The following is a 23,737-nucleotide window of genomic DNA, read 5'->3' on the forward strand; positions in this document are numbered from 1 at the left end:
AAAGAGACACCATGACCACTCCACACAACTCCCCTGATCCGTCCGACCCGCGCACCGGAGCCACGGGCTCTTCTGCCACACCTCCCGCGTCCCCGGCGTCCCCACAGAACTCCCGGCGGGAGTCACCGCCCGGGAACCCGGCGCCCCGGACGCGCAGGAGCAGGTTCAGCGGAAGGCAGAGGGCAGTACTCGCAGGCGGTGGCGTCATCGTCGCGGCCCTGGTCGCCGGCGCAGTCACCGTCGCCGTCAACTCCGGTGGGGCTGACTCCACCGCTGCCGAACCGACCCTCGCCTCCGGCTCCACAGGGGCAGCCGGGTCATCAGGCTTCGACATCAGCTCCCGTAACGCCGCCGAGCGACCCAGGACGGATGAGGTTCCCGACGCCGTCGAACAGCTCCGCGCCAGCGGATTCACCCCGGTCAACCCCGGCAAACTCACTGTCGCCTCCAACCTCGGCGCCGCCCCGCTGGGCATCCTCGCCGAGGACGACAACACCACTCCCCTGGGCAGTGAAGTCGACTTCGCCCAACTCATCGCCGACGGGCTCGGACTGGAACTCAATCTCGTGCCGGTCAGCTGGGCAGACTGGCCTCTGGGGGTTTCCTCGGGAAAGTACGACCTGGTCACCTCCAACGTGACCGTCACCGAGGAGCGACTCGACATCTTCGACATCGCGACCTACCGGCAGGATCTCCTCGGCTTCTACGTGAAATCCGGCTCGGAGCTCGACGACGGCCGGCAGATCACCGACTCCGGAGGAATCAGTGGCCTGACCATAGCGGTCGGTTCAGGGACCAACCAGGAGGAGGTACTGCTCCGCTGGAACGAGGAACTGAAGTCCGACGGCAGACCAGAGGCTCATCTGGTGTACTACGACGACACCGCGGCTGCTCAGCTGGCATTGGCGTCAGGACGCATCGACGCCACCTTCGGCCCCAATGCCCAGGGTGCGTACTCCTCCAGCAACACCGGCGAGACGGTCCTGGCAGGCATCGTGCCGGGAGGTTGGCCCAGATCGGCCGACATCGGAGCCGCGACGAAGAAAGGCAACGGCCTGATCGAGCCGGTGGCCACCGTCCTCCGGGCAGCACAGTCCGACGCGAACGGGAACCCCTACCGGAAAATCCTGGACCGTTGGGGACTCGCGAATGAAGCGGTCAGCGAGGTCAATGTGAATCCCCCGGGTCTGCCCCGCACTGCCTGACCTACCCGCGGGTGCGGTGGGGCGTCCGCATCGGGGTAAGTCTCGGTTTCAATCTTCTCTGGGTGCCTCTGAGATGACGCCGCGGCCGAATCTTTCGAACAACCCCGGATGTGAGGAGCAGTTCCTGTGTCGTCAACCTCACCGCCCCCGGGGACAGTACTGTCCGACATCAGTCGGTCCCCCGCCGACGGCGGTCCCGTCATGCGCCGTCACAGATCACAGGAAAGCTCCCGATGGATCCCCTCCACCACCGCATCACCAACTACTTCCGAGATATCCAGACCCGGTCAAATCTGCAGGACTACAGGTTCACCTCAGACGACAAGTTCGCGAGTGTCCCGCTGGAGACTTTGCGTTCAGGGACGCTGCCACCCGATGTCACCTCCCTTTTCATCCGGAGATCCGGGACCGAAAGGAAGAGGAAGCCGGTCGATGTGGTGATATCACTGGTCACCCTGCAGATCAGGGGGAAAAAGGAGGGACTGCTGCTCCTCCCCGCCACCCTCGACGAAAACGGGTCACTGTCGGTGGACCTCAGTTCCTCGGAACCGTGGATCCCGGCCAGCCGGCTCACAACTCCCGGGATCCCAGCCAGTGGTGTCACTGTCGGATCGCTGAGGACATTCTGGCAGTACCGGCTCAATGAGTGGACAGAAGCGGTCACCCGGATCGAGTCCTGGTCCGATGCCGTCGACGCATGCCTGACGATGTTCAGCAAGGTCGCGGACGACTCTCTCGAGGTCACCGCCGGTGCCAACAGTGCCGACGTCCTGTTCGGGGACTGTTTCCTCTCCGCGGAGACGGTGATTACCGCCAACGGTGCGGTCCTCGATCTCTACGCACACCTGCTTTCGCTGGATGAGAAGACGGCGGTACCGACATACGAAAGACTGCTTTCGCTCACTGACCGTCCCCGCTGCAACTCTGACATCATCGATGATGAAACGCCTCGGCTTCTCCGCGCCGCTCTGGCTTCCTGCGGCAGCATGGATGACGAGCATCCGCTGACGGATTCCCAGCGTCGTGCGGTCCACGCCTTCCTCTCGGACGCTGACGGCGATGTCACCGCCGTCAGCGGCCCTCCCGGGACCGGTAAGACCACCATGTTGCAGTCGGTGGTCGCCGGTATGCTGGTCCGCCGTGCACTCGACGGCCGCCCGGCTCCCCTGATCGTCTGCACATCCACCAACAATCAGGCGGTGACGAATGTCATCGATTCCTTTAGTTCGGTGGTGAAGAAAGACCCCGGAACCCTCGATCTCCGTTGGTTGCCCGAAGCGAACGATGACAGTGACACCGGTGTCACCTCGAAGCCCCTGTCGGCACTGGCGACCTACTGCCCCTCCAGGAGCAAGGCGCAGGAGATCGGGGGAAAATACCTTGTCGAGGACACCCGGAAGTCAGGCATCTATTCCCGGTACTCCGCCCCGGACTATGTTTCCGCGGCCACCGCCCGGTTCCTCGAACGGATGCAGGCCCATGCGTCGAGCACCGGTGGCGTCATCGCAGGGGCACGCACGTTGTCTGAGGCCAGAGACATCCTCGGCAAAGCACTCCACCGCATCGAGGACAACAGGCGCATCCTGCTCACCGAGAAAGCCGACGCCGAGGTCGCCGCCGGTCCCAGAATGAGCAGGCGGCTCGCTGCAGAGATTCTGGACACGAAAGACCAGCGGAAACCATTCCGTGCACGGGGCAGGTTCTGGGAGGCCAGGCGTGATGAGGCAGAGGCTGCACAGCCGAACCGGGACCGCTCTGATGACCACTACGTCGTAGAGCAGAACTACGACGACGACGAACCGGCTCCCCGCTTCGACACGATCGACGACTTCGTCGCGTTCTACGGTGAGAAGGACGCCGAACTGACCCGGAGGATCAGTGATCTCGACGTTGTACGTGAGCAGAAAGATACGGAGGAGGCCGCCGCCATGGCGATGACTCCTGCTGCGGAGCGGGCGCTGGGTTGGCTTCGCAGACTCGGCGCCGTCACAACGGACGGCGAAGAGAAGATCAGGGAGTCCGTCAACCTGATCGACCTCGACAGAAGCCTGGACACTACCGTGCGGTACGCGGAGTTCTGGGTCGCTGTCCACCTCTACGAGGCACAGTGGCTCCTGTTCGCCGCCGGGGAGGACGCCCACAGTGCGGTCATCCCGGTCGCGGAGCGGAACCGGACGACGCGGCGGTACATGGAGCAGTACTGGGGGCAGGTCACAGCCCTCACCCCTTGTTTCGTCATGACCGCCTACCAGCTGCCCAAGTACTTCAAGCTCTGGACCCGCAACGAGGACGAGACGGATTACGATCTGGGGCGGGCGGACCTGCTCATCATGGACGAGTCCGGTCAGGTGGACACCTCCGTCGGTGCCGCCGCCTTCGCGGTGGCGAAACGCGCCCTCGTCGTCGGGGACGTGAGACAGCTCGCCCCGGTCTGGAGCATCGACCCGGACTCGGACCGGCAGATCGCCCCCGTGCTGGGTCTGTCGGAGCCGGAATGGGAGGCCATGACAACCCGCGGGCTCACCTCTTCCGACCACTCCTCCGTGATGGCTGCCGCCGCATCCGCCAGTAACTGGTCCTACGGTGCGGACGCGGACCCAGGGCTTTTCCTGTCCGAGCATTTCCGGTGCCACCCGGGCATCATCAACTACTGCAACGACCTCCTCTACAAGGGCATGTTGATCCCCACCCGTGGGGTGGAGGGGTACAAGTTGAAGGACAGAACGGTCAGCCCCTTCCTCTTCCACGAGGTGGCGGGGTCAGAGAGCCGGAGGTCCGGATCCAGCAGAGTGAATGACAGGGAGGCGGACGCCGTCGCCCGCTGGATCATCGACAATTTCAACTACTTCGCAGATATCTACGATCCCGCCGGCCAGTCTCCCGACGAGGTCATCGGTGTCGTCACCCCGTTCGCCGCCCAGGCACGGCTGATCTCCCAGAAAATCCGTGACCTCGGCGGCACCGGCATGGCAGAGAAGATCACGGTGGGAACTGCACACCGGTTGCAGGGGGCGGAGCGTCCGGTGGTGCTGTTCTCCTCGGTGTACGGGGACCGGGATCCCCGGGCCTCGTTCATCGACAACACCCTGGAACTGATGAATGTGGCGGTCTCCCGGGCGAAGGACCTCTTCATCGTCTTCGGCGGAAGGACCCGCTGGTCCGATCAGGGAGAGGTTTTCAGTCTCATCCACCGGTACGCAACAAAGAACGACTGCGATTTCGCAGGGACAGGAACAGCAGGACAGTCCCCTGCGCCGGAGGCACCGACTCCGGACATCCCCACAGTAGGGTCCGTCTCCACCGCCCCAGCCGGTACAGCGGTCCCGACCTACCGCACCGTCGCACGTTCTGAGCCCGGATACGCCATCGCCCACGAGCTGGTCTCGTCCCTGGTTCTCCCACCCGGTTCCACGGGTAAACCCTCGGCGAAGACGCTCAATGCCGCGCTGGAGAAGGCTGGGTACATTAACCGTCCTGACGGTCACCGGGTTCCCACCGCATCCGGGACTGCCCTGGGGATCGCTGTCTACGAGGGCACGTCACAGGACGGCGAACCCTACGTGAACCTGATCTACTCGCCTGAGGCACAGGAGGCGCTGCAGGGCATGGTCACCCGGGGTGAACTCGTTCTGTAAGTTCTGTGACCCGCGCCGGGCGCTGCAGGAGTTCATCAGTGGTTCGGGTTGACGAGCCCGGGCCGGACACCACCGCATCCGTCACCGGGTCCGCCGTTGATCGGCATCGGATCGGCGCATCCCGGTACAGGCTCCGGTGCGGGAGCCTCATAAGCAGGTGCCGGATCAACGTAGACCGGATCCGGGGTCTGGTAGCCGGGTTCCGGGTACAGCGTCGGCCGCGGCCCACCTACCTGTATATCGTCGTCCGTAACGGGTGCCTCCGTGCCGGTCGATCCGGTGTTAGTAGCGGACTCTTCCGTCGAAGCAGTCATGGTGTCCGTGACAAGTGAGACACCTGCAGCATCATCGTCACCGTCGCAGCTGACGAGACCCAGTGCAGTCAGTGCAGCTAACCCGCCGACTATGAGCCGCCCGGCAGTTCTCCCCATGTCAGTGAATCCTCTCAGAAAGATCAGGTACAGAACATTTCCCACACCACCTATGGCAGGTTGTTCCGCATGACGCACGAATCCGCCGACGAAAGCCGTCCAGGCGGACATCATTCCAAAGTTCTCTTCATTTTATGATTACCACAGGACAAACACATAACCGATACCGGAGGTCGGGCCAGGAGCGGGGTCCCGTCACCGACATGCCGGTCCCCTCCGGGTTCCCCGCCGCCTGACGACAACCATCATCGAGTTCAGCGACTGAACACGCGTCCAACATTCCGGCATCCCCAGAGATTCTTCAGGGGCAACGGCGTCGAGCTGCTTCCCGGGAAAGGCAATGGACTGGCCAAACTGGTGTCCAACCATCCTCCGTGCGACACGGTCCGACGCGCAAGGAGACCCCCGCCACAGGGTCCCGGAACGCCGGAACTCGTGAATGCAGCGGCCTGCCAGGTCAACGTGAATCCCCCGAGCCTTCGCCGCCCTACCCTCCGCCAAACCCCGCTGAAAGAGCACCCCCGAAAAGGCAGTTATCCCTGTGACATCTGTCACAGGGACTTCTCTGTGGTCTCTCCAGTACGGATGACCCATATTTACGAGACCAACCTACCATACGTGTCAAGTTAACTCTCCGTGTGGGCTTCCCGTCAGATGCCGGGCAGGCAAAGATGAACACGCCAAGACGTTCCGGGATCACTCCAGGGAGAGTTTTCATGCCTATCCGACGAATCACCGCACTATGTGCCGTCACCACCGTCAGTACGCTGGCACTGACTTCATGCTCTGACGGCCCCGAAATACCCGCCACCAACTCCCCGTCAACCGTGAAGACACCGGCAGTCGCTGACGAAGAGGAATACTCGAGCAGCCCTGAGGTGCGCAGACGCCAGGAGAACTACGCTGAACTGACCTTCGTCGCCCCCGGTGAGATGATCGCAGGGGAAGCCGCTGTTCCCGATTCACCCCACGAAGACCACCGAAGGTCCCCCGCGCCCGAGGTGTACACCAGCGTTGACGAAACCGTGACAGAGATCGACCTCTCTGAAAAGTTCACGGCGTCATCCGTCACATGCTTCAACGGCAGGTTCGTCTTCGATTCTTCCATGGTGTACGACGTCACCAGATACGTGGAATACCGCGACAGAACCAACGGGCGCGGTCCTGACACTCCCGCCTACCGGACACCGGTGGGCCCGCTGGTACAGAACTTCGATGCCACCACCTTCAGTTCAGATACGGACGAGGCCTGGACAGACACCCGGCTCATCCCCGGAGACTCACCGGTGAAAGACCGGTGGGGTGTGGAAGAACTGCTGAAGATGATCGTTGTCGGGAGAACAGTCACCGCACCGTCAATCATGGCCGGAACACCGCAGCCGGTAAGAACGGAAGACGGCAGACCTGCCATCGAGTCTTTCGACAACGAGAACCTCCCCGTACCAGGCTATCTGGGGCTGACGGTGACCAGTGCAGACGACCTCAGACGGGCAGGTGAGCTCTATCAGGCCGGAACAATGATCAAGGAAGCCAGGCCGGTCAGGGAAGGGGACACCTACTTCATCCCCGTCGCCACCTGTTTCGACTCCCGATTGTTCGGTGACATCGGACCGGGACAGGAGTTCGCGGTAAAAGGTACTGAACCTCATGTGAGCAAGGAGAACAGGGCCGACCCGAGCTTCACACAGGAGAAGCCCGCCTGGCGTGTCAGGCTCGGCGGATGACCTGTCCGGACGATCTATCTGTCGTACTCATCCTCCATCCGTGACCTCTGTTTTTCTGACGCCGACCACCAGGAAAGAAAATGCTGAAGACAATCACTCTCGCCGCGGCCGTTCTCACCACTGTCAGCCTCGCAGCATGCAGCTTCCCAGCTCCCGACCACCACGAATCCGTTGTGTCGGACACCACCTCCTCCCCCGGCCGGGAGGACCCCGGGCCGCACCCCACCACGGGAGCACACACACCTGCCCCTGAGCAGGATTCAGGAGGGGAACCGCTGTCCTCCTCGTACTCCGAGGTGCTGAAGGGTGCGCCGGCAGGGACCCGTTACGCTCTCGAGGACGTCAGCGGTGACGGGAAGCCGGAACTGCTGCTCCGGACCCCGGACATAACCGGTGTCCGCAATGACGTCGCGCTCGTCGAAGTGTTCGACACGCAGGGGAGAAAGCTGGACACCGGATCGTTCTACGACGGTGCCGCATCTGCCGGGGGTGGCCGTTATGAGCTCGCCGCCACCTCAGACGGCACCGGACTGCTGATGACCTCGTGGATGTCGATGAATCCGGAGACCACCACAGAGCTGTGGACGCTGGATAACGGAACTCTCCGTACCTCCGACCGGTCGTGGTCGTACACGATGACCGACCCGTCACTCGGCCCGGTCGCCAACGCTCCTGCTGAACTCGCGGCGATGATGAGGCCCGTCACCTGGTCGGACAGCCCCACCGCACCGGTCGGGCAGCCGACCGCAGTGACCGGTACATCCGGATCAGCCGTCGCGCTGAATCCGACCGCCCCCGGCACGCAGATCGGTGGCACCTGCGGCTACGCGGACGGAGCGACAGTCACGGCAGGAGACTCCACCTCCTGCGGCTTCGCCATGGCTGTGGCACGCGCCGCCCTGTCGACCCGGTTCGGCCCGGACACCGTTTCGCCGGCAGATGTCACGGGGTACGCCGGAATCGCCGATGTGACAGCGTCAAGCCCGACCAACGGACACACCTACACCATGTCCTGCGGAATCGGATCTGCCGGAAACGCAGTCACATGTAACGGTGGTAACAATGCCTCCGTAAGAATCCAGGAACCTGGCAACGGCACCCTGCTCCACCTGACCGACTGACCCAGACCGCACCGTCCCCGTCACCACCTGTGCGTGACGGGGACCGTGCGGTGACGTACCTGTCCGGAGTTCCGCGAGGTGACAGCTCTTCACCAGACGCCGTCGCAGTCTCCGTGTCTGATATTATCCTGAGGAACCCAGCACGGTCGTGAGAATCCCCGGAGTTCACGGCCCTCCACCTGATATCTCCTGAGGAAACAATGCTCCGTCACGTCTGCTCCCGTGTGGCTTCAGCTGTCATCGCCACCGCCCTGCCACTGTCCGTCGGCGTCGTCACCGGCGCCGGATCCGGATCCGCAGTGGCCGGTGAGCCGCAGCCCGCCATGACAGTCAACAGCGCAAAATCAGCTGTTCCCGGCTCCCGGTTCAGCGGTTCCGCGCAGATCGACGGCCCCTTCGCAACCCGGGCCGACGCCGAGGCGGACGGATATGTCGACGAGGCGAAAGCCGGGTGGCGCGACCTCGTCTACCACGCTGAGGCCGGCAGCGACCTCAGGGAGGGTTCGTCGTGGGAGGCAGGTGACCGGTACTCCCGCATGGAGGAGCTGAAGGTCACTTCCCGGGCGATGGGCGGCAGGGAGATCCCTGTGGTCACGATCAAAGCCAGGAACAACCCGGAGTCTGCTCCGACGTTGTACCTGCTCAACGGTGCCGACGGCGGTGAAGGAGAGGCCAACTGGCTCAAGCGAACCAGTGCCGTCGACTTCTACGGCGACCGCATCGGGGACGTGAACGTGGTCATACCGATGGCAGGCGCCTACTCCTACTACACCGACTGGCAGGAACCGACATCCAGCCTGGACACAGACGCACACGGCGTCGGCACGACACAGAAGTGGGAGACCTTCCTCACCCAGGAGCTTCCCGGACCGGTGGAGAAACACCTGGGCACGACCAGTGACAGGCGTGGAATCATCGGACTGTCGATGTCCGGGTCGACCTCACTGGTGTACGCCGAGAAGTATCCGGGGTTCTACAGCGCGGTCGGGGCATATTCGGGGTGCGCAGCCACATCGGGTGAGTTCTCCCGGGCCACGCAGATCGTCCTGAACCGAGGTGACGCCACATTCAACCAGATGTGGGGAGATCCCGACGGGACTGTCGCACTGGAGAACGATGCACTGGCCAACGCGGACAGGCTGGCCGACCAGCACAACATCTACGTGTCCTCTGCCACCGGGCTGCTGGGTGAACACGACGTGACCTCAGGTGATGTCCTTGACGGAAGAGCGTACGAGATGATCACACCGTTGACGGACGGCTTCGCCATTGAAGCGGGGAGCAATGTGTGCACCCATCTGCTCAAGTCGGCGACAGACGCCCACGGAATCACCGAAGCCTCGAACAACCTGGTGTACAACATCCGGGAGACCGGAACTCACCAGTGGGCGTACTGGCAGGACGATATGTGGGAGTCCTGGCCGGTCATCGCCGCAGGACTGGGTCTGGACGTCGACGAGGCCCGGACGGACGCCGCGGCTGCCCGGACAGAGTACCTTCAGGCAAACCCGGGCCGCGGAGCTGAGGGGTCAACGCCCGTATCCTCACTGCCGTCGTTTTTTGACGCCGTGGAACAGGCTTTCTCCTAAGGAAATGCTCCTGAGACGGCGTAGCCTTCCCTACCCCGGCGTCTGACACCGTCCGCTTAGAGCCCCGCCCCGGTACCAGAACTTCGGCAAGTCCGGACAAGTATCCGGTGACGGGGCAGGGGCCTCTCCTGGGACACGCACGGCACTGCATCAGTCACCGGTTGTCGGCGCCGGTGACCGTAGCCTGGCGCTGTCTTCTGCCGGCAGACACGCGGTACCGACCCGAGGAATGCCGCGATGCGAACACCGCTTGCGGTGCCCGGAGATTGCGACGGATATCTCCACCGTTCTCCGCCGGATAAAGGGTCCACGAAGAATGGTCCGCATACAGAAGTGCAGGCCACCGGTTTTAGCCGGTGACCTGCACTTTCTTACTTTGTAGCGGGGGCAGGATTCGAACCTACGACCTCTGGGTTATGAGCCCAGCGAGCTACCGAGCTGCTCCACCCCGCGACGGGTAACTGATGATGACCGGAACTCTCCGTCCCGCTCTCTCAGCGACTCCCATAGTGTAGCGAACCCGGGGATCAATGTGAAATCACCAGGTCAGCGGGAAGAATCTCGGACAACGCCGGCTACACGGGAGAGTCCGGGCCCCTGGTGGCCCGGTACGACCCGGGCCATCACCCACGGACCCCGACGAATTCACCGGTCATCCTCAACAGCTTCTACTGCACTGCCGCAATAGCAGCGTCGAGCTCATCGAGTGCCTTGCCGAACTCCTCGAATGTTCCGCTCTCCCTGGTCTGCTGCACAGCTGCCATGGCATCGTTGATCCGCTTCATCTGGTCCGCCGTCGGAGTGGCCGTGCCACCGGCCTGGGAACCTCCGCCGGTCGACCCCGAGCCTGTGGAACCGGATGCACCGGAACCCGATCCGGTGGAACCGGAACCCTGCCCGGTCGACGAACTGTCCCCGGAACCAGATCCCGAGGAGCTTCCACCCGACTCGGCGACCTCGGTCACGGCGTCCGGATCGATTCCCACCTGCTGCAGTGCCTCGGCCACAGTCGGTGCATATCCGACCGAGCCGTTGTAGCTCACGAGCACGCGCAGGAGCTTCGGGAACGCCGAGGCCTGGTCCTTACGCTGGGAGTAGACAGGCTCGACGTACAGGATCTGGCCGTCACCGACCGGCAGTGTCAGGAGATTACCGTTGGTGAGCGTGTTGGAACCCTGCAGCAGAGTCCTCTCCCGGGCGATCTCGTCGGAGGACATCATGGTGTCCTGCGCCTGTCGCGGTCCCTGCGTCTGGGTGTTGGTCGGCAGTACCCGGACATGGATCCGGCCGTAGGTCGCAGGATCGGAACTCACCGACATCTGCGCCGCCAGGTACTCACGACGCAGCCCGCGGAACGGGGTGATCAGCTGGAAACTGGGGCGGTTGGTCTCAGGGTCGGTCGCCACCACATGGTACGGGGGCTGCGCGAGCTCCTGGCGTCCCTCAGGCGCCGTCGGGTCCGAAGGCACCGACCAGAAGGCGTCATTGGTGAAGAACACCCCGGGATCGTCGACATGGTAGCGGGCGATGAGTTCCCTCTGGACCTTGAACATGTCTTCCGGGTACCGCAGGTGGGCGTTGAGCTCGTCGCTGATCTCGCTCTTGTCCTTGACTACACCGGGGAAGACCCCTTCCCACGCCTTGAGGACCGGGTCGGACTCGTCGAACTCGTAGAGGTCGACGGATCCGTCGTAGGCGTCCACCACGGCCTTCACCGAGTTCCGGATGTAACTCACGGAATTGGACACCGCGTTCTGCTGTGCCGCCGGATCATTGTTCACGGCGTCCTCCGTCGCGGAGTCCAGCTGCGTCCGTTCGGCGTACGGCAGATCCTTCAGCGTCGTGTACCCGTCGACGATCCACTTGATCCTGCCGTCGATGACCACCGGGTAGGTCTTCGAGTCCGTGGTCAGCCACGGGGCGACCTTGTGGACACGCTCGCGGGGGTCGCGGTCGTAGAGGATCTTGGAGTCTGAGCCGATGACGTCGGAGAGCATCAGGTTCATCGACTGGAACTTCGCGGCGTACATCGCCCGGTTGAAGATATTTGACACGTCCACGCCGCCGGAACCCGAGTACGTGTAGTTGCTGGTGTCAGTGTCATACTCACGGTCGTTGCCGGAACCGTCGTCGCCGACGACGGCGTAGTCCTCACTCGGATTCACCGAACCCGAGATCACCGGACCGAAGTAGATTCTCGGCTGCTCGAGGTCCAGGTCGAGTTCCCCGCCCTGGTCCCCCTCCATGTGCTGGAGGTCGGCAACGGTGTACACGGGGTAGCCGCCGCGGGCGGACCCGACGTCACGGGCAACCTCGTCAACCTTGTTCGCCGGAGCCGCGATGAACCCGTTCCCGTGGGTGTAGACGGTGTGCCTGTTGATCCAGTCCGTCTGGTTGCCGGACAGTGAGTTCGGGTCGATCTCACGGGCGGCGACAACGAAGTCCCTCATCTCACCGTCGACGTTGTAGCGGTCGACCGCCAGCTCCGTCGGGAATCCGTAGAAGTTGCGCAGCTGCTGCTGCTGGGTGAACGTGGGCGACAGGATCTCCGGGTCAAGCAACCTGATGTTCGACAGTGTCGCGGCGTCATCGGCGATGGAACGACGCTCACTGGCAGAGCCGGTGGTCTCTCCACCCCAGTTCTGCTCATAGGTCACGTTGTCGTCACCGATACCGTAGGAGTAGCGGGTGGACTCGATGTTGCGGGCGATGTACTCGCGTTCCTTCTCGGCACGGTTGGGTGTCACCGAGAACTGCTCCATCACCGCAGGCCAGCCGACTCCGATGGCCAGGGAGGAGACCACCATCAGCACCACGGCGAGTGCCGGGAGCCGGAGATCCCTCAGGACCAGGGTGCCGAAGAACATCACGGCGACGAAGATCGACACGATGAGCAGAAGAATCTTCGCCGGCAGGACAGCGTTGATGTCCGTGTAGGAACCACCCGTGAACGTGGAGTGGTCCTTGTTCAGCAGCCCGTAACGGTCGAACCAGTAGTCGGCCGCCTTCACCAGCATGAAGATGCCCGCGATCACGGCCAGCTGCCGGAGAGCGGGGGCCCCGATCTTCGCCTTCTCCCCGGTGCGGGGGTTTCCTGTGGTGATGGTCCCCAGGAGGTAGTGGGCCACAAGGTTGACCAGGAAGGCGACGATGACGAGCACCGTCAGTGTCGACAGCACGTACTGGTACAGGGGCAGGGAAAATGCGTAGAAGCCCAGGTCCTTGTTGAACTGGGGGTCCTTGACTCCGAAGTCTCCGCCGGAGAAGAACAGCCGCACCGTCCTCCAGTTGCCCTGTGCGACCATGCCCGCGACCACCGCGACGATGACGGGGATGATCACCAGGAACGGTCGCAGGGACCTTCTGATGGCGGGCCGGTGCTCGGCGAGGGGGGAGGACGCCTCCAGTCCGGCAAGGGACTCCGGACTACGGTCCGAGCTCCGGTAGGCCGCGAAGGCCGCGCCCCAGACGATGAGGCCGGACAGGACAGCGAACACCGCGAACAGTGCCACCCGGGTGAGGATCACCCCCCAGAACACCTTGGGCATGTCGACCGACTGGAACCACCGGAGTTCCGTGTAGTTCGAGACGAAGACGGGGACGAGGAACACGAGCGCCGCGAGGACGACCGCGATGATCCCCAGGATCCTGGCTCTACGGCCGGGTGCGGGGAGGTCTTGGAGGGACGGGACTGACGGTAATGACAAGGGTGCGCTCTTCTCCTGGCGTCGACCGGCGGTCGCTGCAGAACGCAGGGCGACGGTCGGGCGACGGTGGACGTCCGGGGGTCATTGCCTAGAATACCTACCGACCGGACAGCGGCGAACGAGGCAGGGACATCAGATGAACAACAGTCACTCAGGAATCGACTACCGCAGCGACATCCGCCCGCTCAACGCCGCCCTGAGAGAGGCCGTCGATTTCGTCCACGCCGAGGGATGGGACCGTCCACCGACACTGTTTGCACTGGTCCCGGCCCATCTCGTCCAGGACACGCTCGCCGCAGGCGGACAGGACCTCGACACCGACCACCACCCCCTCACCCTCGTGGTCCAGGACGAACTGCCCGACCACCTTCTCCCCGGATCCGAGGAACTCGGTGACTACATCGCCTCGGCGCGCTGGCCCTCCCCTGTAGTCGGGGCGGTGCTCGCCCAGGAGATCATGTTCAGCAATGCCGCTCCCGGCGCGGACCCCTCACCCCTCCCTGCCCGGTTGTTCTCCGGAATCATCGACGGAGGCCCGGAGCGCACACTGGTCCAGCTGCGGCCCACCCCGGAGGAGCTCGAGTCCGACCCCTTCGCCCAGGACCGGGTGCAGCTGCTCGGCGGCGAGAACCTCGCCCCCGGCGTCATCGCCGCGCTCCGCACCTCTTTCGAGGACGCCGGAGACTCCGACGGCGGTCCCGGTCACCTGCTCTGAGCGAACCGTGACCGACCCCAGCGCACCGGGTCAGCTGCAGGTCTCGGCGTCCTGACCTGCGTTACGGGCGTCCAGCGCCTTCACCGCACCGTCGAGCGAGTCGACGGCGAGCAGGGTGATGTCACCGTCGTAGCTCTTCGACGTGGCCTCGTCACAGTTGCCCCGGGGCACCAGGAAAACTGTGGCTCCGGCGTGCTCTGCGGCGGCGATCTTGTGGGTGATTCCTCCGATCGGCCCCACTGTCCCGTCCGCGTCGATCGTGCCCGTCCCTGCCACGAACTCACCGCCGGACAATTCCCCGGGTGACAGCTTGTCCACCACCGCCAGCGAGAACATCAGGCCGGCCGAGGGCCCCCCGATGTCCCGGAGGTTGTAGCTGACGCGGATGCCGTCGGCGGGCTGTGCGACCATCGTCACCCCCAGGTAGGCCCTGCCGTTGCCGCCGCTGGCGGCCTCGACGTCGGCGTCCCCCTGCAGTTCCTCGGGCATCTCCCCGAGGGTGACCTGCTCGGTGACGTCACGACCGTCCCTGCGGATGCCCAGCGTGACCTCGTCCCCGGGCTTCTTACCCCCGATGGCGTCGGAGATGTCGGAGGGAAGTGTCACCCTGTCGCCGTCCACCGAAGTGACCACGTCATTGGTCTTCACCGTTCCGTCGGCGGGGGCACCGTCACTGACGTCGTAGATCACGGTCTCAAGCGGGCGACCGAGATGGTTCATCGCCGCGACCGTGGCATTCGACTCCGACGAGGCGAACGCCGCCGCATTCTGACGCGCAACCTCATCGGCCGAGGAGTTCGCCGGAATGACGGTCTCCAGGGGGACGACGGTGTCATCGCTGGCGAGCCACCTGCCCATCATCTGCGGCAGGGTCATCTTCGTCCGAACCGCGACGGTGGTCATGTTGAGGTTGCCCGAGGTCTGGTCGAGCTCGTCCCCGTCCACCCCGGTGATGTCGACGACCGGCACACCGTCGACCTCCCCCAGCGTGTTGAAGGTGGGCCCCTCCCCCTCCGCCGCGAACGGGACGGTGAGGTCGACATCGGTCCCGGGGATCCTCGTCATCCCTGTCAGAGCGAACAGGACCACCACCGGCAGTGCACCGACGACGATGGTCCTGGTTCGACGCCGGGAGCCGGGGACCGGTGCAGTGCTCGCAGTACTTCGGAACTTCACCCGTACCATCCTACCGTGGTCCACGGGTGCCTCCCGTGGCGGTCCGTACCGACCGTGACCGTGCCGCACCCGGGTCGCGTGCGGGGTGGGGCGCAGGCCTGTGTGCGGGTCACCTGTCCCGGCCCCACCTGTTCGCTGTCAGCGCACGCCCCTGGCCGTCCGCCGGCACCATCGCCGTCCGCGGCGCAGGTAGGCTCGGGACATGAGCAATTTCGGATTCGGCTTCCACGGCTCCAGTGACGACAACGACGGCAACGACGACGGGGCCGACCGGAACAACAGCAACGGCAGGAACGGTGGCGGCAACGGCGGTAACGGCCGTGACAACGGAGGGAACGACGACCCCTTCGGTTTCGGCGCCAACCCTTTCGGATTCCTCTTCGGCGGCCAGGGCGGCCAGGGCGGCCCCGGTCAGCAGGGGCCCGGAATCGGCGACATCCTCGGCCAGTTCGGGGCGATGCTCAGCGGTTTCGGCAGGGACATGAACTCACCGGACGCGCAGGGACCGGTGAACTACGCCCTGGCCGGCAGGATCGCCCGCCAGCAGATCACCGGGCCCGCGGCCCGCAATCCCTCCGTCCACGATTCCCAGGCCGTCGCCGAGTCCGTCCGACTGGTCGAACTGTGGCTCGACGAAGCCACGGTCCTGCCTGCCGGGGCGACCGGATCCACAGCCTTCTCCGCCGAGAAGTGGCTGGAAGAGACCATGCCACGGTGGCGGCGGATCATCGACCCGCTGGCGTCCCAGCTCGGGGACGCCACACTCTCCGGCCTGCCGGAGGAGGCCCGCGCGCAGCTCGGCCCCATGGCAGGCATGCTCAGCCAGATCAACGGCATGAACTTCGGGATGCAGCTCGGTCACGCACTCGGTGAACTCGCGAAGGAGGTGTCGATGTCGACCCAGTGGGGAATCCCGCTGGCCGAAGGCACCGTCGCCGCCGTCGCCACGGGACGCCTCGACGACCTGTCGAAGAAACTCGGTGCAGAGCGCCGGGAGACCCTCATCTACCTCGCCGCCCGCGAGGCCGCCCACCTGCGTCTGTTCCGGCACGTCCCGTGGCTGGTGGAGAGGCTGATCCTCGATGTGGAGGAGTTCGCCACGGGGCTCTCCCTCGACAACTCCGCGTTGGAGGAGGCCACCCGCGAGTTCAACCCCGAGATGATGGGCGACCCCGCCAAGATGCAGGAGATGATGGAGCGGCTGCAGAACCAGGATCTCGCCCCCAAAATCGTCTCCTCCACCGACCATGCCCGGATCCGCCTGGAGACCAGCCTCTCCCTGGTCGAAGGATGGGTCGACGTTGTCGTCGGTGACGCCCTGGGCACCAGGCTTCCCGCCACGGCGGGGATCCAGGCCGCATGGTCGGTGTTCCGTGACACGACGCAGCCGGGCATGGCGATGCTGTCCAGGACTGTGGGAATCAACCTTGCTGCCCCCAAGGCGACCCAGGCCGCGGACCTGTGGTCCCGCCTGACCTTCGCCGTCGGCAAGGAGCGCAGGGACCAGGTGTGGAACCACCCGGACTTCCTTCCGGTGGACTCCGACCTCGACGCTCCGGCGGAGTTCATCGACTCGATCCTGGCGGAGAACGAGGGCCGTGACTTCGACCCGATCAGCGAGATCGAGAAGCTGGAACGCGAGCGCGGCAAGGACGACAGCGACGGTGACAAAGGAGACGGACGGTAGTCACTTTCCGGTGGGGGCCCACCTGCTGTAGGCCTCGAGATATCCTGCGGCCCGGTCCGCGAGAGGGGCTTTCGCCGCCCACTTCCTGAACTCCGGACCGTGGTCCGGGACCCAGGTGTGCACCAGCTCGTGGATGAGCACCGAATCCAGGACGTACTCGGGAACGTCCCTCAGCCGGGACGAGATCCGGATCCGTCCCGAATCCACCGAACAGCTCCCCCACCGTCGGTTCATGTTCGTCACCCACTTCACGCTGGTGAAGGACGCCCTGCCCTCGAGAAACTTCTGGTTGAGGGTCCGCGCCCGCCGCATCAGGGACTCGTCGTCACCGGACTGGGATGCCCCGGTGTGTCTCCTCCTGACCTTGTCCACGAGCTCCCGTGTGCTGGCGCGCAGTTCCCCTGCGCCCATCGACATCGGGGCCAGCACCACGACATGCCCCGCCTCCATCCGCGCGGCAATGGTCCGACGTCTCCGCGCGGAGAGCCGTATCTCCACGTCCGGGGCGAACTCCGCTATCACGGCCTCCTGTGCGGCCGTGGGACGGTTCCGGGGCTGTCGGGTGCTCATCACGTCCTCTACACTGGGCGCACGTACTGGGGGCGTTCTGAGGGGGACTCTACATGACCGGGTGCCAGAGACCGGGTAAACAGCGGCAGCCACATCTGCTGCTTCAGCTCAGGGAGGGAACCGACCTGATACTCAGGACACGGAGTCATCTCCAGTTCGGAACCGTGCCCGCACATTCCCTCGTCCTCGGACTGCCGGAGGAGGTCAGTGTCGACCAGGTTCACCAGGTCATGCGTGAACTGCGACGTCCAATGTCCGAGGAGACGGTGCACCGTCTCCTCGGGTACTGCGGTATCCCGGCCGTGCACGCCCGCGGGATCGTGGAGGAACTCCTTGTCGCGGGAATCCTTCACAGGCGGCCGGCCCGGTTCCACTCCACCGTCCATGTACTGGGACCCGCGATCCACGCCCGGGCGGTGCTCCGGCATCTCCGCGCCCTCGACATCCCGTCTTCGCCGATTTCACCGACGGATCCCGCATTCGGCCGCCTCTCACCCTCAGATCTGGTGGTGATGGCGGGAATGCTCTTTCCCCCGGCCGACATCAGCTACCGCCTCATGGACCTCGGGGTTCCCCATCTGACCTGCGGTGTCGTGGACGCCCGGGTGTCCGTGGGGCCACTGGTCCTGCCCGGGGTGACCGGGTGCCTCGCCTGCCTGGACGCCGCGGCACTGACAGAGGACGGCCGGTGGCGGACCGTGCGTGACCAGTGTATCGACGGCAGGACGCCCACCGCCGACCGTCTCGTCGAGTTCACCGCCGGCATGGTCGCCGGACTCGTCCGCGAAGTCCTCGTCGCACGCCGTCAGAACAGTGCGCAGCAGACCGAATGGACCGTGCCGGGACCGTTGACCGGTCGCAGCTACTTCGATCCCCTCACCCTTCAGGTCGGCATGACGGCACTGTCCCGGCATCCGGGGTGTGCGGCATGCGCCGTTTCGCCATGAGTTCTCTTCGGACGGTCAGATGAACAGTGGACCGGGCAGGGCGAACAGACCAGCAGCCGGCCCCCGGAGAACTTCCATGTTCACCACGAGGTCTTTCACGGAGAACCGGAACGCAGAAGTGGTACCGGCACGAACACTGCCGCGTTGAGGTGGACACCCGCTGCATCTCTTCGTCAGCTGTGCCTCCGAGAGCCTGACGTCAGGTCCTACAGCAGTAACTGTCACACGGGATGAGTAGTCAGCAATTATGATCCCCATCACTGAACTAACCCCATCACCGGACCCAGACTATCTCGAGAGTGACCAACATATCCAGCACAAAAGCTTCGCGCTGTTCACCGTTCCGGAATAAACAGTATCAAACCATACAGTCAGTCGACTTCAGGCAATAAGCTTCGTTCGCAATTCTTCAATCATGAAGATCCGGAGGAAGATCAACGAGGAGGGGTAGGTAATTTTTCTCTCTAAATTCAGTTGGAGTGACTCCATGAACTTCAGTAAAGGATCTGCTGAATCCTGACACATTCGAGTACCCAAGACGCCTCGAAATACTAGATACACTTCTGTCGGTATCACTGAGAAAATGCCTGGCTGCAGTCATTCTTTTTTCCCTCTTCCAATACCCCCAAGAGCATCCCGATTCTCTTTCGAACATGTTCGCAAGCTTTCCCCTCTCGATACCAAGCTCTAAGCTCCAATCTGCAAGACTTCGAATATCTCCACATTCTGCATCCATCATCTTTTTCACTGGTGAACAGTTTATTGAGCTTACGACACTGACCGGCAACAGGCGTGATATATCATTTTTCACAAAAGGATAAGGCCTGAGAATCGTGTAGTTTACAGTCGACAGGTAAAGAAATTTCAAAGCCTCCAGATCGGAAACAGCGCCAACCTTCATATGGTGACGTCTTAGAAATAGATGGCCACTCAATTGCCCGACGGGTATAATGATCCCCCCCGACTCTACATGTATTGCGTGCCATACTCCAGATGGTATCCATAAAGTTTGCCCGCGCTCGAGTTTGACAATTCTGTCCCCCAAGTCGACACGCGACACACCGCATGACTGCCATAGTAGAAGATGAAAGTCGTTAACCCTGGAAGGTATAGAATAAGATAGCAGAGGCAAAAGTTCTTCAGAGTTAGTGTTAATGGCCACGCTCCCTGTGTTTTGACCTTTTAACCAACTACGAGGAGCAAGCCCCACCTCCTTGGAAAAAGCATGGCTGAATGATGCATAGTCTTCGTAACCGACCGATTTCGCCGCTTCGCGAACAGAATACCCTTCAGCGAGAAAACTCATCGACCTACGTATCCGCGCTTTTGCTTGCCAGGCCCGGCAGGTCAATCCCGTCTCTTCGACACATATCCTAGACATCGAACGACTACTCAACCCTAATATCGACGACCAATCGGCCAGTGTCCTCTTCGAGTCCGGATAATTCAGTACATCTTCAGCCCATTTCCTCAGAGTACGGTTCCTAGGAATTACGAGATCACAATATAGATTGCAACCATCTTCATCCGAATTGATTTCGCATCCTAGAAAGCAAGTGTCAATGTGTGGCATAACCCAATTACTGTACGACCTCAGCAGGGACCGTCTCAAAGGTTCATCTACCGATACAACGACGCCCGGAGAGAAAGATGCACATACAGGGCTATCAGAGTTCACCAGAACAGAAGTAGCGACACTTCCTTGACTCGAGGCGACGTAGTCCACAGTGGTTCCAGACTCAATGCGTATAGCTTGATCTGTCAACAATCTCAGAACATTAGACCCGATGGAAATCCGAGCCACCCCGACACTGACCCATAGGATGTGGTCAGCGCCATGGATCGTGATCCGTCCGTGCCAGCACGGTTCAAGGCTTTCTAGCGTGAACATCACCGCTCCTCATGTGCAACTCACCCATCAGAATGATAAATACGCCTCGGTTCATGACAACTGGATAAGGTTAGCACCACCTACACTCCATCGTGGTACACATCGGACCGCAGGGCTCGCCCTCCGGCCCGTCACGTTTCCCCCAGTTAATTATATAAGGATCACCTGATGAAACGATCTCTGAGGCGCATCACCGCTGCTATCGTGGGCACGGTTGCCGTGGCTGCCATGGCAGCCTGCGGTAGCAACGACGACAGTACATCTTCTCCGAACACGGACAACGGAGCCTATCCACTGACGGTGAAGACGGCAACCACCGAGACAACTCTCACTTCGAAACCATCACGTATCGCCGCTCTCGGCACGGTCTCTCTTGAGAACCTAGTTGCACTGGATACAGAGCCCGTTTATGCGAAAGTGGACGGCACACGAGACTCGCAGCCCTACATTGATAATTACTGGGAAAAGGCCTACGTAGATTCGAGTCGCGACAAGGATTCGAATTTTGAGAAAGTAGCAGCTACAAATCCTGATCTGATCATTGCACCGAGCTGGTCAACTTACCAGGACAAAGAGACGATCAAGAAACTCGAGACAATTGCTCCTACCATCGTTTACGATGTCCAAAGTGCCGGCAGTAGGTGGACCGACGGATTCTCACAAGTTGCTAAGGCGCTCAACAGATCAGATAAAGCAAGTTCTCTGATAGACAACTACAACCATACTGTAGAAGAACAGAAAAAGACCCTTTCCGCCCTTCACGGTGAAAGATACATTACGGGCGGCTTGACTGATGATGGCAGTTTCCAGCTGACTACCGCCATGTCAGTTGACCTCAGAGAATTGGGCTTACTACCCGGATCGCCTCAAGACGAAATAGAAAGACAGAAATCAGAGGGAAATAGCACGGAAACAAAGCTATCGGCAGAGCTTTTTGGGAAAATTGATGCAGATTTCGTTCTCGATTACGGGACCAGAGATGATTCTGCAATCGAATCCAGAAAACAAAATGACGCATATCGCGATCATATACTAGAAAAGGCGTACTGGATGTATGATAATGAAGGAAACTACCTCGCCACAGCATTCAACAATTCTGGTGCGCTCGGAAAGCCCTGGATGATGGAGAGAGTCGACGAGATGTTTGACCAGCCCGTTCAGCTGTAGTTCTTCACGATCCCGAGGATGTCCTCGCCGAACTGCTCGACCTTCGCCGGCCCGATGCCCGGAACCCGGAGCAGTTCATGTGCCGAGGTCGGTGCCTTCAGCGCCACCGCCTTCAACGTGGCGTCGCTCATCACCACATAGGCCGGCACGTCACGCTCCCTGGCCAGGGCGGTCCGCCACGACCGCAGCTCGGTGACCAGCACCTGGTCCCCGTCATCGGCGTGGGCGTCACACCGGCCGAGAATGCGCTGCTCAGGGGTCGTCAACCGGGCGCCACACACCGCACAGGCGTTCTTCGGCGCACCCCGGACCTTCTTCCCCGCACCGGAACCACCGGCGTCGGTCTCCGACCCCTCCCAGGGCACCAGCCCGTCCAGGAACCTGGTCCGCCGGCGCGTCGCTTTGCCACCGGGCTGCCGGGCCTGCGACCAGGACAGTTCCAGAACCTCACGGGCACGGGTCAGACCCACGTACAGCAGGCGTCGCTCTTCCTCGACCGCGTCACCGGCATGTGACCCTTTCAGAGCGTGCCGTATCGGGACTGTCCCGTCGACGAGGCCGACGAGGAACACGGCGTCCCACTCCAGGCCTTTCGCGGCGTGGATGCTGGCCAGGGTAACGCCCTCCACCTTCGGAGGATTCTTCGACTGGGCCCGTTCCCTCAGCAGTCCGAGCAGGTCGGTCATGTCGAGGCCGGGGGTGGCCGTCGAAAGCTCCTCGGCCAGGTCCACGAGCGCCCCCAGTGACTGCCAACGTGCCCGTTCCTGTGCTCCCGCCGGCTCTGTCGGGGTCAGACCCACCGGGACCAGGGCGGCACGCACCTGGTTGACGAGCTGCTCCGGAGTGGGGCGTCCGGCAGCTGTTCCACCGGACCAGGCACCACCGTCAGATTCGTCAGCGGCACCCGTGCCGTCGGCCCTGGCGCGTCCCCGCAACCGCCGTGCCGCCTGTGCCAGGGCGTTGACACCCTGGCGGATCTCCGGTCGCTGGAAGAACCCCTCCCCGCCCTTGACCTGGTAGCTGATGCCTGCGGCATCCAGGGCGTACTCGATCACCGCCGACTGGGCGTTGATCCGGTAGAGAACCGCGATCTCCGACGGTGGAGTCCCCCCGGCGACCAGGGAGGCAATCTTCTCCGCCACTCCCGTGGCTTCCGCTGTCTCGTCGGTGTACTCGGTGAATTCCGGTGCGGGGCCGGCCGGACGCTGACCTTCGAGCTGCAGACGCGACCCCGCGGCCCGGCCCGTCGCCCGCCCGATGACCTTGTTCGCCAGGTCGACGACCTGGGGTGTGGACCGGTAGTCACGGAACAGCCGGACAGTGGTCGCCTCCGGGTAGCGGGTCGAGAATCCCAGCAGGTGATCCGGGGTCGCCCCGTTGAAGGAGTAGATCGTCTGGTTGGCGTCCCCGACGACCGTGATGTCGTCCCTGTCCCCCAGCCAGGCGTCCAGCAGTCTCTGCTGCAGGGGGGTGACGTCCTGGTACTCGTCGACGACGAAGGTCCGGTACCGGGAACGGAACTCGTCGGCGACCCCCGCCTCCGCCTCCAGGGCCCCCGCCATCGACTGCAGCAGGTCGTCGAAGTCGAGGTACACCCCGTCGGAGGTGACCTTCGAGTTCTCGTAGCCCTCGAAGATCCGGACGAACTGCTCCGGATCAACCGGGCAGTCACGCCGGTCCGGGACGATGTGCGCCGGGTAGTCCTCCGGGGCGATGAGAGAGGACTTCGCCCACTCGATCTCTCCGAGCAGGTCGGAAAGAGTCGTCTTGTCCGTGGCGACGCCTACGGCCCTGCAGGCGCGGGCGACGAGGGGAAACTTCGAGTCCAGCAGCTGCCACGGGGTGTCACCGACGATCCGGGGCCAGAAGTACCTCAGTTGTCCACGGGCGGCGGCGTGGAAGGTCTTCGCCTGTACTCTCGCCACCCCCATCATGGTCAGTCTCTCACGCAGCTCCGCTGCCGCCCTGGTCGTGAACGTGACAGCGAGGACATGATCCGGGTTGACGAAGCCTCCGGACACCAGGTGGGCGATGCGGTGGGTGATGGTACGGGTCTTTCCTGTGCCGGCGCCGGCGATGATAGCGACCGGGCCCCGTGGGGCGGTGGCGGCACGCAACTGCTCCGGGTCCAGCGCATCGAGCCTGAGCTGGTTGAGTCTGCTCGTGGTCACG

General features: G+C 63.0%; 14 protein-coding genes, 1 tRNA gene and 1 pseudogene. 9 read left to right on the forward strand and 7 right to left on the reverse strand.

Annotation, left to right across the window (positions count from 1 at the left end; genetic code table 11):
* Nucleotides 1-11 precede the first annotated feature (11 nt).
* The 5 genes from BN3906_RS02310 (at nt 12) to BN3906_RS02335 (ending at nt 9,705) form a co-directional block, all read left to right on the forward strand.
* Nucleotides 12-1,205: an ABC transporter substrate-binding protein gene (locus tag BN3906_RS02310; RefSeq protein ID WP_078057048.1), complete on the forward strand. Its 1,194-nt coding sequence runs from the start codon at nt 12-14 to the stop codon at nt 1,203-1,205.
* 233 nt (nt 1,206-1,438) lie between these two features.
* Nucleotides 1,439-4,840, forward strand: a complete 3,402-nt coding sequence (locus BN3906_RS02315) for a DEAD/DEAH box helicase (protein WP_066583597.1) — start codon at nt 1,439-1,441, stop codon at nt 4,838-4,840.
* Between the two features lie 1,147 nt (nt 4,841-5,987).
* Nucleotides 5,988-6,995 carry a hypothetical protein gene (locus BN3906_RS02325; RefSeq protein ID WP_147592697.1) on the forward strand — a complete coding sequence of 336 codons (1,008 nt, stop codon included), beginning with the start codon at nt 5,988-5,990 and terminating at the stop codon, nt 6,993-6,995.
* Between the two features lie 80 nt (nt 6,996-7,075).
* The gene (locus tag BN3906_RS02330) at nt 7,076-8,116 is read left to right on the forward strand and encodes a hypothetical protein (RefSeq protein WP_066583606.1); all 1,041 of its coding nucleotides are present in this window, start codon (nt 7,076-7,078) and stop codon (nt 8,114-8,116) included.
* 200 nt (nt 8,117-8,316) lie between these two features.
* Nucleotides 8,317-9,705, forward strand: a complete 1,389-nt coding sequence (locus BN3906_RS02335) for an alpha/beta hydrolase (protein WP_066583608.1) — start codon at nt 8,317-8,319, stop codon at nt 9,703-9,705.
* 379 nt (nt 9,706-10,084) lie between these two features.
* Here the strand turns inward: BN3906_RS02335 and BN3906_RS02340 are convergent.
* Nucleotides 10,085-10,158 (reverse strand) — tRNA-Met (locus BN3906_RS02340).
* A 215-nt stretch (nt 10,159-10,373) separates the two neighbouring features.
* Nucleotides 10,374-13,412, reverse strand: coding sequence for a UPF0182 family protein (locus BN3906_RS02345; protein WP_066583610.1), 3,039 nt, complete (start codon nt 13,410-13,412; stop codon nt 10,374-10,376).
* A 136-nt stretch (nt 13,413-13,548) separates the two neighbouring features.
* On the opposite strand from BN3906_RS02345, the gene BN3906_RS02350 reads away from it, so the two are divergent.
* Nucleotides 13,549-14,127, forward strand: a complete 579-nt coding sequence (locus BN3906_RS02350) for a PPA1309 family protein (protein WP_066583612.1) — start codon at nt 13,549-13,551, stop codon at nt 14,125-14,127.
* A 30-nt stretch (nt 14,128-14,157) separates the two neighbouring features.
* On the opposite strand, the gene BN3906_RS02355 is transcribed toward BN3906_RS02350, so the two are convergent.
* A complete protein-coding gene (locus BN3906_RS02355; protein WP_066583615.1) occupies nt 14,158-15,312 on the reverse strand; it encodes a YlbL family protein in 1,155 nt (384 codons plus the stop codon).
* A gap of 193 nt (nt 15,313-15,505) precedes the next feature.
* On the opposite strand from BN3906_RS02355, the gene BN3906_RS02360 reads away from it, so the two are divergent.
* Nucleotides 15,506-16,990: a zinc-dependent metalloprotease gene (locus BN3906_RS02360; RefSeq protein WP_066583620.1), complete on the forward strand. Its 1,485-nt coding sequence runs from the start codon at nt 15,506-15,508 to the stop codon at nt 16,988-16,990.
* On the opposite strand, the gene BN3906_RS02365 is transcribed toward BN3906_RS02360, so the two are convergent.
* Nucleotides 16,991-17,560, reverse strand: coding sequence for a M48 metallopeptidase family protein (locus BN3906_RS02365; RefSeq protein WP_066583623.1), 570 nt, complete (start codon nt 17,558-17,560; stop codon nt 16,991-16,993).
* 164 nt (nt 17,561-17,724) lie between these two features.
* Between BN3906_RS02365 and BN3906_RS02370 the strand changes: the two genes are divergently transcribed.
* Nucleotides 17,725-18,507, forward strand: coding sequence for a hypothetical protein (locus BN3906_RS02370; protein WP_261796807.1), 783 nt, complete (start codon nt 17,725-17,727; stop codon nt 18,505-18,507).
* A 409-nt stretch (nt 18,508-18,916) separates the two neighbouring features.
* On the opposite strand, the gene BN3906_RS14945 is transcribed toward BN3906_RS02370, so the two are convergent.
* Nucleotides 18,917-19,246 carry a helix-turn-helix domain-containing protein gene (locus BN3906_RS14945; RefSeq protein WP_261796872.1) on the reverse strand — a complete coding sequence of 110 codons (330 nt, stop codon included), beginning with the start codon at nt 19,244-19,246 and terminating at the stop codon, nt 18,917-18,919.
* 453 nt (nt 19,247-19,699) lie between these two features.
* Nucleotides 19,700-20,398: pseudogene (locus tag BN3906_RS15325) on the reverse strand (helix-turn-helix domain-containing protein); the annotation flags it as partial.
* Between the two features lie 168 nt (nt 20,399-20,566).
* On the opposite strand from BN3906_RS15325, the gene BN3906_RS13970 reads away from it, so the two are divergent.
* Nucleotides 20,567-21,565 carry an ABC transporter substrate-binding protein gene (locus BN3906_RS13970; protein WP_078057050.1) on the forward strand — a complete coding sequence of 333 codons (999 nt, stop codon included), beginning with the start codon at nt 20,567-20,569 and terminating at the stop codon, nt 21,563-21,565.
* Here BN3906_RS13970 and BN3906_RS02375 read toward each other — a convergent pair.
* Nucleotides 21,556-23,736 (reverse strand): ATP-dependent DNA helicase UvrD2, encoded by a 2,181-nt coding sequence (locus BN3906_RS02375; RefSeq protein ID WP_066583629.1) that lies wholly within the window; start codon nt 23,734-23,736, stop codon nt 21,556-21,558. The two genes, BN3906_RS13970 and BN3906_RS02375, sit on opposite strands and share 10 nt — an antisense overlap.
* Nucleotide 23,737 lies beyond the last annotated feature (1 nt).

Source organism: Corynebacterium provencense (assembly GCA_900049755.1).
Taxonomy (GTDB): Bacteria; Actinomycetota; Actinomycetes; order Mycobacteriales; family Mycobacteriaceae; genus Corynebacterium; species Corynebacterium neomassiliense.